This window comes from Blautia sp. ZXY-1-B12 (genome assembly GCF_056339915.1).
The window spans coordinates 1-3,935 of sequence record NZ_JBWJVP010000109.1 but is presented as its reverse complement, the minus strand read 5'-3'; the positions used below and the strand labels follow the sequence as shown (position 1 = coordinate 3,935).

The following is a 3,935-nucleotide window of genomic DNA, read 5'->3' as shown; positions in this document are numbered from 1 at the left end:
CTGGAACCCGGAGAACCGGGAAGCGGTCTGCAGTTTTTTACTGCATGCAGTGAGGATGTGCTGGACCGTAACTGGCAGCGTCTGATTCTGACTCATCTGGAAGAACGGGAGCACCCGGGAGTACTGACCGGTTCTCCGATTACGGATATGCAGATTACACTGATCACAGGGCGAGCTCATCTGAAACATACAGAGGGCGGCGATTTCCGGCAGGCGACGTACAGGGCTGTGCGTCAGGGATTAAAGAAAGCAAAGAGTGTCCTGCTTGAGCCATATTATGAGTTCAGACTTGAGATTCCGGGGGATATGATAGGGCGTGCTATGACTGACATTCAGAAAATGAATGGAACCTTCCAGCAGCCGGAAACGGATGAGGATGATATGATGGTATTGAAGGGGAGTGCACCTGTATCAATGATGCGAGATTATCAGACACAGGTAACCTCCTATACAAAGGGACGGGGCAGATTATTCTGTTCATTGAAGGGCTATGCCCCATGTCAGAATCAGGATGAAATTGTAGAGGAGATTGGATATGATTCCGAACGTGACCTGGACAATCCCACGGGTTCTGTATTCTGTGCTCATGGAGCTGGATTTGTGGTGCCATGGTATGAAGTAGAGGATTATATGCACTTAGAAGGGATTGACGAGTCTGAACTGGGGAATGCCATACCGGATAGTGAAGAAAGTATAGTAGGAAACAGGAACAGTAACAATCAGACAGATTCAGGTTATCGTCCACCCAGGAATGCCGGCGTAGGAAGCTATGAGGATGAAGAAGAGCTGAAAGCAATTTTTGAGCGCACATTCGGACCGGTCAAGCGTTACAAAGAACCACAGTTTAAGAGAACATTTTCTGCAAAATCTGACAGCGGCAGCTATTACCGCAACAGTTCTTCTGCTAAGAAGAAAGAAAAAGAATATCTCCTTGTAGATGGCTATAACATCATCTATGCCTGGGAAGATTTAAAAGAGCTGGCAGATGCAAACCTCCATGCAGCTCAGACAAAACTGATGGATATTCTGAGCAACTATCAGGGCTTTAAGAAATGTACGTTAATTCTTGTATTTGATGCTTACAAGATAGAGGGCCATGCAGAGGAAGTGATCACCTATCATAACATTCATGTAGTTTACACCAAAGAAGCTGAGACAGCGGATCAGTACATTGAGAAAACGGTTCATAAGATTGGCCGGGAAAATCAGGTAACGGTAGCAACATCCGATGGACTGGAGCAGATCATCATCATGGGACAGGGTGCCCACCGTATGTCTGCCAGAGGTCTTCGGGACGAAATAAAAGCTACAGAAAATCAGATCCGCCAGCAATGGCATGAGAAACGTCAGAGCAGTAAAAATTATCTGATCGACAATATTTCTGATGAAATGGCACAATATATGAAAGAGAAACGACTTGGAAAACAGTAAAAGGGAGATGCAGTCATGAAAGAAAAGCTTACACAGAAGGATGTTGAGAAAATCCAGCAGGAGATTGACCATCGCAAGCTGGTTGTACGAAAAGAGGCAATCGAAGCTGTAAAAGAAGCAAGAGCCCAGGGGGATTTGAGTGAGAACTTTGAGTATTATGCGGCAAAGAAGCACAAAAACCAGAATGAAAGCCGCATCCGCTACCTTGAGAATATGCTGAAAACAGCAACCATTGTTTCTGATGATTCCAAAGACGATGAAGTTGGAATGGATGATATTGTAGAGGTATATTTCGAGGAAGACGATGAGATTGAGAAATACAAACTGGTTACTTCCATAAGAGGAAACTCCATGGAAAACCGCATCAGCATTGAATCTCCCATTGGTATGGCTCTGAAAGGTCACAAGGTTGGAGACAGAGTGGAAGTAAAGGTAAATGATAACTACAGTTATTTCCTGGAAATCCGTTCTATTGATAAGACTGGTTCCGAGGATGAAGAAATCCGCGGATTCTGATAATAATACTGTCGAAATACAGGATCCGGATTGACGAAAGAACTATTGTAAGAGATGAACACCGGTTAGTGTCATATCTCCTGCAATGGTTCTTTTTATTTTTATATCAAAAATACGGATGGATTTATGGGAACCTTACACAGAATGAATATGATGACTGGAAATTTTACATGGATTTAACATTCTCATGGGGATGATTTTACAAAGCATGGTTATGATGGGAAACAAGTTAAATAACCATATACTTATGAAAAGGGAAAAGGAGAATAATCATGGATTTATTCAGTATATTAACATTGATCGGAGGCCTTGCATTATTTTTGTATGGTATGAATGCAATGGGAGATGGCCTTGCGAAGGTTTCCGGCGGAAAGCTGGAGAAGATTCTTGAAAATCTTACTTCAAATCCGATAAAAGCAGTGCTTTTGGGAGCAGGAGTAACAGCAGTGATCCAGTCATCTTCAGCTACGACTGTTATGGTAGTAGGTTTTGTAAATTCAGGGATCATGAAATTATCACAGGCAGTAGGAGTGATTATGGGTGCCAATATCGGTACTACAATCACCTCCTGGATCTTAAGTCTGACAGGAATACAGAGTGATAATTTTATCATTCAGATGTTTAAACCAACATCATTTTCCCCTGTGCTTGCGATCATTGGTGTGATCTTCATTCTGTTTATCAATGATTCAAAGAAAAAAGATATCGGAACAATTTTTATAGGTTTTGCAATCCTGATGTACGGTATGGATATGATGAGTTCTGCTGTAAAACCTCTTGCAGAAGTGCCGGAATTTACAAACCTGTTACTTAAATTCTCAAATCCGTTGTTAGGTGTTATAGCAGGTGCCCTTCTTACTGCAGTGATCCAGTCATCTTCTGCATCCGTAGGTATTCTGCAGGCCCTGTGTCTTACAGGTGCAGTACCGTTCAGTGCAGCAATCCCGATCATTATGGGACAGAATATCGGAACCTGTATTACTGCAATTCTTTCTGCAATCGGAGCCAAGAAGAATGCAAAACGTGCAGCAGCAGTACATCTGTATTTCAACCTGATCGGTACGGTTATCTTTATGACTGTATTCTATCTTATAAATGCAGTTGTTGGATTTTCTTTCTTCCATCAGGCAGCAACACCGGCAGGAATTGCTGTTATCCACAGTGTATTTAATGTTACTGCAACAATCATTCTCCTTCCTTTTGCAAAGGGACTGGAGAAACTTGCCTGTCTTACAATCCGGGACAAAAAAGAGGACGTTGTTGTTTCAGCAGAGGACAGAGAGTTTATGATCCTGGAGCCTCGTTTCCTGGAGAAACCGGCATTTGCAGTAGAGCAGAGCCGCAATGCAGCAAGAAAAATGGCAGAAGAATCCCACAATGCACTGTTTACAGCACTGAGTCTGGTGGATAAATACAGTGAAGAAGGCGTAGAACGTGTGGAAAACATGGAATCCAAGGTTGACCGCTATGAAGATGAACTGGGAACTTATCTGGTGAAGCTGAGCCACAAAGATATCTCAGAAGCAGACAGTCACAGCCTTTCCATTATGCTTCACTGTATCGGGGATTTTGAACGTATTTCCGACCATGCTGTAAATATTATGGAATCAGCACAGGAGCTTTATGAAAAAGGACTGAAATTTTCCGAAAATGCAAAGAAAGATCTGGAAGTGCTGGGACAGGCAGTAGAAGATATCGTAAATACGGCATATGAAGTTTTTGACAAACAGGATATGAAGCTTGCGGAGAAAATTGAACCACTGGAAGAAGTGATTGATGAACTTTCCAAAGAAGTAAAACGTCGTCATGTACAGAGACTGAGAAACGGTGAATGTACAATAGAGATGGGATTTATCCTTTCGGACATTACAACCTGTCTGGAACGTGTGGCAGACCATTGTTCCAATATTGGAGTCTGTGTGACGCAGGTGAATGAAGATCTGTATGATACTCACAGTCATCTGAATATCGTCAAGAGCCATCCGGAC

General features: G+C 42.6%; 3 protein-coding genes. All 3 read left to right on the top strand.

Going from position 1 to position 3,935, the window contains the following annotated elements; translation table 11 throughout:
- Positions 1 to 1,431, top strand: a 1,431-nt coding sequence (locus AC075L_RS06685) for an NYN domain-containing protein (protein ID WP_476387405.1), incomplete at its 5' end; no start/stop codon positions are given.
- A 15-nt stretch (positions 1,432 to 1,446) separates the two neighbouring features.
- On the top strand, positions 1,447 to 1,947 hold the full coding sequence (gene greA, locus AC075L_RS06680; protein ID WP_008705914.1) for a transcription elongation factor GreA: 501 nt from the start codon (positions 1,447 to 1,449) through the stop codon (positions 1,945 to 1,947).
- Between the two features lie 272 nt (positions 1,948 to 2,219).
- The coding region (locus AC075L_RS06675) for a Na/Pi cotransporter family protein (RefSeq protein WP_476387404.1) at positions 2,220 to 3,935 on the top strand (1,716 nt) is incomplete at its 3' end.